The sequence below is a fragment of the Roseibium sp. genome (genome assembly GCF_025698965.1).
Lineage (GTDB): Bacteria > Pseudomonadota > Alphaproteobacteria > Rhizobiales > Stappiaceae > Roseibium.
In genome coordinates, this window is the sequence record NZ_JAILWL010000343.1 from 1 (window position 1) to 7,156 (window position 7,156).

The 7,156-nt window shown below is 57.1% G+C and carries 7 protein-coding genes; 6 read left to right on the forward strand and 1 reads right to left on the reverse strand.

Translation table 11 applies throughout. From position 1 onward, the window contains the following. Positions 1 to 381: autotransporter domain-containing protein (locus K5905_RS23135; protein ID WP_297588297.1), on the forward strand; the 381-nt coding region annotated here is incomplete at its 5' end. Between the two features lie 219 nt (positions 382 to 600). Here the strand turns inward: K5905_RS23135 and K5905_RS23140 are convergent. Then, positions 601 to 1,455: a MurR/RpiR family transcriptional regulator gene (locus K5905_RS23140; protein ID WP_297588301.1), complete on the reverse strand. Its 855-nt coding sequence runs from the start codon at positions 1,453 to 1,455 to the stop codon at positions 601 to 603. Positions 1,456 to 1,608: 153 nt separating this feature from the next. On the opposite strand from K5905_RS23140, the gene K5905_RS23145 reads away from it, so the two are divergent. The 5 genes from K5905_RS23145 to K5905_RS23165 form a co-directional block, all read left to right on the forward strand. Continuing rightward, entirely contained in the window at positions 1,609 to 2,865 is a 1,257-nt protein-coding gene (locus K5905_RS23145) for a sarcosine oxidase subunit beta family protein (protein ID WP_297588304.1), read from the forward strand. Between the two features lie 9 nt (positions 2,866 to 2,874). Continuing rightward, positions 2,875 to 3,141, forward strand: coding sequence for a sarcosine oxidase subunit delta (locus K5905_RS23150; protein ID WP_297588307.1), 267 nt, complete (start codon positions 2,875 to 2,877; stop codon positions 3,139 to 3,141). After that, entirely contained in the window at positions 3,138 to 6,131 is a 2,994-nt protein-coding gene (locus K5905_RS23155) for a sarcosine oxidase subunit alpha family protein (protein WP_297588323.1), read from the forward strand. Before K5905_RS23150 ends, K5905_RS23155 begins: the two co-directional genes overlap by 4 nt. Continuing rightward, entirely contained in the window at positions 6,124 to 6,693 is a 570-nt protein-coding gene (locus tag K5905_RS23160) for a hypothetical protein (protein ID WP_297588326.1), read from the forward strand. Before K5905_RS23155 ends, K5905_RS23160 begins: the two co-directional genes overlap by 8 nt. After that, positions 6,690 to 7,156 (forward strand): MmgE/PrpD family protein (locus K5905_RS23165; RefSeq protein WP_297588327.1); only part of this gene is annotated, 467 nt, incomplete at its 3' end. The genes K5905_RS23160 and K5905_RS23165, both read left to right, overlap by 4 nt.

A 7,156-nucleotide genomic window follows, 5' to 3' on the forward strand; every position in this document is an offset into this window, starting at 1 on the left:
AGACTTGGGTATCAACGCTATGACAGCTATACGGAAACCGGATCCAGCGCCAATGCCACTGTCGGTGGCCGCGATGTGACTTTCTCGGAAATCAACATTGGCGCGATACTGGCGGCCAAGTTGGGTCACGGCGTGTTCACGGCCTCCGCGGCCGCTGTCCACCGTGATCTTAACGGCCCGTCGGCAGTCGACATCTCCGTCTTTGGAAGCGGCGCAAGCCTGGTTTCCGATGTTGCCCGCTCCGACACATTCGGCGAATTGAAGGTCGGGTACGAGCAGCAGGTGGGATCAAACGGTACTCTGTCGCTACAGGCCCAGACAGGCGTCGGCGCAGACAGCATGACGCAAGCAGTTTCCGCCTTCTACAAGCTGACTTTTTAGAGGCGGCGAATTCAAACTTAGCGACATTTCCGCAACTTGTCGCGGTGGTGCAGGCGTTGGTTACGCTCTGCACCATTTTTTTATGGCCCTCACCTGAATGGTGAAACACCTCCCCAAGACCGTGTTCCGGTTGAACCACAGCTCACGGGACCGCCATCAGACGTCTGATGCGTCGTCACTGAAGTCCACTGGCACGATGCCAACAACCGAGACGATGAATCAATACTCCAAGTAGGCGCTGCTTCGTTTGCGCAGGCGTTCGAATTCCTCGACCCGGGCGATTTCGCTGCCATCACCATCCATGACAATGGACGCGAGAAGCACTTCCACCAGGGCAACCATTGCCACGACGGAGGGATAGTAGTGGGGACTTTGAGCGTCGGCACAAAGGGTGAAATCCGCATCCTCGGCGATCGGAGAGCTAGGCCTATCGGTGATAGCAACCGTGAAGGCTCCGTGCCGCCGGGCGTATTTCATTGCCTCCACAGTGCGTTGCGCAATCGGATTGAGGCCGAAGCAGATGACAATATCGTCTTCCTGAAGAACGCCCATCGGCTCTGCGGCAACAGCATATTCCGCACCGACCAGTCTAAGATTTGAAAGCACAAGACTGCCGGTGTTCTTCATCATCGACGCCAGCCAGAACAGCGACCCGGACCCGACGAGAAATACATTGGGTGCGCGCCGCATCAGATCGGCGAGCCTGTCCAGGTCCTCAGGCGTCAGGCCTGCACGCACCAAACGAATGTTCTCCTCCGCCGCCAGCAGTATCTTATCCGCATTCGTTTCTTCACCACCTTCGGAAACTCCCTGCAGCAAAGCCCCTGCCCGCGCTCCGAACCCGCCCTGAAGCAATTCATTCTGGAACCCGGCCCTGAAGTCTTCATAACTGTCGAAGCCGAGCTGGCGGGCCAGTCGCAGCATGGTCGTCGACGTGACACCGACGGCCGCAGCCGTACCCCGCATGGAATCGAGCGCCATGCGATCCGGGTGATCCATCGCGTAGCGCGCGGCAATAGCAAGTTTCTTAGGGAGGTCGGGTAGTGCATTTCGCAGTGTCTGCGTCAGATTCACGAGGCTAGTCTCCGGTATTTTTTTGCAGCAAACGATATTTTTTCGTTCGAAACAAGCCTGCAAGCCAACAAAAATCGACCATTTGATATTTTTTCTTGCAAAAAGTATCAAATGCAGCATTCTAAGCAAAATTCAAAAACAAAACGGCAGAAGATGACACGCTATTCCGCCCTATCCGTTTTTCGGCACGCACTCTCAGGTAACAGAACCTGGGGGCGAGCCTGGCGCGATCCCGACCCCAAACCCTACTACGATGTCGTAATTGTCGGCGGCGGCGGACATGGCCTGGCAACAGCCTATTATCTGGCCAAAGAGCACGGCATCACCAATGTCGCCATCGTTGAAAAAGGCTGGCTGGGCGGTGGCAATACCGGTCGAAACACCACAATCGTTCGATCGAACTACATGATGCCCGGCAACACGATGTTCTATGAGCGTTCCATGCAGCTCTGGGAGAACCTGAGCCAGGATCTCAATTACAATGTAATGATCTCACAGCGTGGCCAGTACAATCTGTGCCACTCGCCCGGTCAGATGGACGCGGCGCGCCGGCGCGGCAACATCATGCGGGCCAATGGCATCGACGCGGAACTGTTCGACCGCGCGGAAGTTCAACGTCGCCTGCCTTATCTGGACTATTCAGAAAAAGCACGGTTTCCGATCCACGGCGCAATCTACCAGAGCCGCGCGGGCACGGCGCGTCATGATGCGGTGGCCTGGGGATTTGCCCGTGGCGCCGACAGGCACGGCGTCGACATCCTGCAACGGCGGGAAGTGACAGGATATCTTTTTGACGGTGGAAAGATCGTCGGGGTCCAAACGAACCGAGGTGATATCCGCGCGGGAAAGGTGGCTCTTTGCGTGGCGGGCCATAGCGGTCATCTGACCCAGATGGCCGGTCTTCGTCTGCCGATTGAAACTCATTGCCTGCAGGCCTTTGTGACAGAGCCTTACAAGCCACTGGTCGACACGGTCATTTCATTTGGTGCTGCCCATTTCTACGTCAGCCAGTCCGACAAGGGCGGGTTGGTGCTGGGAGGCGACCTGGACATGTACAATTCCTACGCCCAGCGAGGTGGCCTGCCTGTTGTCGAACACACACTGGCGAGTGCCAAAGCCCTGATGCCCTGCGTCTCCCGACTGAAATTGCTGCGCCATTGGGCCGGCGTAATGGACATGTCCATGGATGGTTCCCCTTTCATCACCCGAACACCGGTGGAGGGTCTCTATCTGAATGGCGGCTGGAACTACGGTGGCTTCAAGGCAACGCCTGCGTCCGGATGGTGTTTTGCATGGACGATCGCCAAGGATGAACCGCATGAAGACAATGCCGAGTTCACACTCGACCGCTTCGAGCGCGGATATCAAATCGATGAAAAGGGCGTAGGCCCGCAAACGAACGCACACTGAGGCACCAACGTGATCAGGATCAACTGCCCGGTCTGCGGGCTTCGCAACGAAACGGAATTTACCTACGGCGCAGACGCGACGGTAAGTCGTCCGGCGATGGACGAAAATGAAATGAAGCCCTGGCTGGATTATGTTTTCAACCGAACCAATCCACGTGGTTGGCACAAGGAATATTGGCACCACGTGCAAGGCTGCCGTCAGTGGCTCGTTCTTGAGCGAAACACGCTTACACATGAAATCGGCGCGTGCGAGCTGGCACGGGAGGTCACCGAATGAGGCGTCTTCAAAAAGGTGGCCGCATTGACCGCAGCAAACCTCTCAACGTTAGTTTCGAGGGTGATAAACTCCCCGCGTTTCAAGGAGATACGCTTGCCTCGGCAATGCTGGCCGCGGGCGTTTCTCTTGCCGGACGGAGTTTCAAGTATCACAGACCCAGGGGTATTTATTCCGCGGGCGTGGAAGAACCCGGCGCGCTTGTGCATCTGCGCGAGGACGACCGGCACGAACCCAATGTGCGTGCAACGACAGCCGAAGCCTTTGACGGGCTGACCGCAACCGCACAAAATGCCTGGCCGAGCCTGACCTTTGACGTGGGTGCGGTGAACAACTGGTTCAGCCCGTTCCTGAGCGCAGGCTTCTACTACAAGACTTTTGTCGGGCCGTTCAAACATTCTACCAAATTCTGGATGATGTGCGAAACCTTCATCCGAAGAGCTGCCGGTATGGGACGGGCAAAATACCTGGCAGACCCGGATTCATACGAAAAGCGCAACGCATTTTGTGACGTTCTGGTCATTGGTGGCGGTGCGGCCGGCCTTTCGGCAGCCCTGGCAGCGGGCCGCGCGGGCGCACAGGTCATCCTGGTCGAGCAGGATTTTGAACTTGGCGGTGCCATCCTCTCCGATCCGGCAGAAAGCGAAAGCGATCAGTGGCTCACCAAAGTCAGAACCGAACTGGAGAATATGGACAATGTCCGTATCCTGATCAGAACGACGGCATTCGGTGCGTATGACGGCGACACCTATGGGCTCATAGAGCGTGTCTGCGATCATGTGAAAGCGCCGGAAAACCATCAGGTTCGGCAACGTTACTGGCTGGTGCATGCGAGGCGCGCCGTCATGGCGACCGGTGCAATCGAGCGGCCATTGGTTTTTGGCAGCAATGACAAGCCCGGTGTCATGCTGGCTGGTTCAGCCCGCACCTATCTCAACCGGTTTGCCGTGCTTGCCGGCCAGAACGTCATCGTGACGACGAATAACAACAGCGCCTATTCTGTCGCGGCTGATCTTGCGCGCTCAGGTGCGACCGTCACAGTTGCCGACTTGCGGGCGCAGGTCTCGGCTTGCGTTCAGCAGATTGCGACCGATGCGGGCGCAACGGTTCTGGTTGGCCATGGTGTTCTGGAAGCCAAGGGCGGCAGGAAGGTTGCAGCGGCCGAAGTCGTTCCTGTTGACAGTTCCGGCAGAGCCACAGGCAACGGAAAAACACTCAAGGCGGACCTGATTGCCGTATCGGGTGGCTGGGCACCAGCAGTTCATCTTTGGTCCCAACGCTTCCAGAAACCTGTCTACAAGGAAGAAGGCGCCTGTTTCGTACCGTTGCAGGACGACGGGCACACATTGAGATCCGCTGGCATCTCAAACGCCGCTTCAGACCTGGAAGATGTCATCAGTCAGGGCTTTGCACTGGGTACACAATCGGCCGGGGAAACCGGTGCGGATGGCGACATCGGCCTCTGCCCGGAAGCTTTTACTACCGGTCCGTTCTGGCAACAGGGCATGTCCCCTGTATGGGCTGTTTTCAATACGAATGGATCTCCTCAAGGCAAAGCTTTTGTCGATTTCCAGCATGACGTGAAGATCAGCGACGTCGATCAGGCTCATCTTGAGGGATACATTTCCGTCGAGCATCTGAAACGATACACAACAACCGGAATGGCGACAGACCAGGGCAAGTTGTCGAATGTAAACGCCCTCGCCCGCATGGCCGAGTTGCGGAGACAGAGCATTCCTGAAGTCGGCACGACAACATTCCGTCCGCCGTTTACGCCAGTTTCGATGGGAAGCATTGTCGGACAGGAGCATGGTCGACATTTCAGACCGACGCGTCTTTCGCCGATCCACCAGTGGCACCAAGAAAACGGCGCACTGATGACCGAAGCCGGAGCCTGGATGCGTCCGTGGTACTACCCGCAAACCGGTGAAGGCCTTCAGGATGCCTATGTCCGGGAAGCTGCTCACGTCCGCGAACATGTCGGCATGATCGACGTGTCCACACTTGGCAAGATCGCCGTTCAAGGCCCCGATGCTGCGGAATTTCTGAACCGCATCTATGTCAACGGCTGGAAAACGCTCGCTGTGGGCCGATTGAGATACGGTGCGATGCTGCGGGAAGACGGGTTCGTCATGGATGACGGGGCAACCGCCCGGCTTGGCGAAAACGACTACTTCATGTCGACGACAACCGCCAATGCCGCAAAAGTGCTGGCGTTCGCCGAGCACCTGCTCCAGACCGCCTGGAAGGATCTCAAAGTCCACGTCACCACAGTGACCGACCAATGGGCCGCCATTGCGGTTGCCGGTCCGAAATCCAGAGCTTTACTGACGGAGGTCACAGGTACCGATCTCAGCCGGGAAACGGTGCCCAACAACCATTTCACTCACGCGGAGATCGGCGGTGTGGGCGTGCGCATTCACAGGATGTCCTATTCAGGTGAACTGGCTTATGAGGTTTACATTCCAGCAGGCTACGGCCGCCACGTCTGGGAAACGCTTTACACTGCCGGATCGCCTTTCGAACTTCGTCCCTACGGAACAGAAGCGATGGGAGCCCTTCGCATTGAAAAGGGGCACATTGCAGGACCTGAAATCGAAGGCCGCACGACCCTCAGAGATCTGGGGCTCGAAGGATTTGCGTCGAGCAAAAAACCATTTGTTGGATCCATCCTGTGCAAACGTCCGGTTCTTGAGGAGGCGTCCCGGCCGATACTGGTCGGCCTCGAAATCGAGGGCGCAACCGGTGCCAAAGCTGGTTCAATCCTGTTCCCCAACGTCGGAGAAACAAAAGGACATGGAGACGGCTGGGTGTCGTCGACCACCTATTCGCCGGCTCTGGGCAAAAACATTGCACTTGGACTATTGAAAAACGGCAAGTTCCGGGCCGGCGAGACCATACGTGTCGTGAATTTCGTCGGCAACGAAACCCTTCGCGCGAAGGTCGTCTCCCCTCATTTCTTTGATCCGGAAGGAGAACGTCAAAATGGCTGAAGTCCTGTCTCCTTTGAAATCGAAATGTGTTGCGGGCCATCATGGCGCCAGCGAGAAATCCGGACTTAAGATGGGCACGCGAGCCCTGTCGGGTCTCTGGCAGATCGCGGGTTGGGACGATTTCGAAAGCGCGGCCCAGCCAGTCCTTTCTTCGCTTGGCCTGAAAGACGGCGGCACCTTCCGTATTGCTCAACACGCAGACGGTGCCACCGCATGGCGAATTGCTCCGGACAGGATCCTGATTGAAACCGCAGATCCAAACCTGGAAAATGCGCCCGAGTTGATGAAGCTCGACCTTAGTCATGCCAGGTCTGTCATTACTCTGGAAGGACCTTCCAGCCGCGATCTGCTGTCACAACTGGTTGCGATTGATGTCACTCCAATGGCCTTCAAACCCGGAGAATTTTTTCAAACGGGCATCCATCACGTCGGCGTCCTGATCCATTGTCTGAACTCAGACCGGTTTGACATTCTTGTCCCCGGCACATGGGCTTCATCCGTCTGGGAAGCCCTTTATGAAAATGCACTGCCTCATGGTGTCGAAACGCTGGAGGTCGCATGACCCCACCGATTGCCCGACGTTTTGCGCAGTTTGCAGTTTCCCGTACTTCGTTTCCGGATGAGGTGAGCGAAGTGGCCGATCGCGCGCTGCTCGATACGATCGGGGCAATTATAGCCGGCGGTGCTCATGACGCGACACGACGCGTTCATGCCGCCATGCCCAAACATCCCGGCCCTGCAACGCTGGCGACCGGTGGCACCTGCGATGTCGAAACCGCGTCGCTTGTCAACGGCATGGCAGCGCATGTCTGGGATATCGACGATACTTCCTATACAGGCATCATGCATGGTTCCGCGGTCATCGTTCCGGCCGTCCTGGCAATTGCGCAGGAAGTTGGAGCGAGCGCAGAGCTGCAACGCCGCGCCTTCATCATCGGGTCGGAAATCACCTACACTCTGGCCGATGTCTGCACCCACGACCATTACTTCCATGGCTGGTGGAGCACCGTAACATTCAGCCTAAC

Excerpts from the sequence above, each read along its gene's own strand:
- K5905_RS23145 (WP_297588304.1), top strand. The coding sequence starts at position 1,609 with ATGACACGCTATTCCGCCCTATCCGTTTTTCGGCACGCACTCTCAGGT.
- K5905_RS23155 (WP_297588323.1), top strand. The coding sequence starts at position 3,138 with ATGAGGCGTCTTCAAAAAGGTGGCCGCATTGACCGCAGCAAACCTCTC.
- K5905_RS23160 (WP_297588326.1), top strand. The coding sequence starts at position 6,124 with ATGGCTGAAGTCCTGTCTCCTTTGAAATCGAAATGTGTTGCGGGCCAT.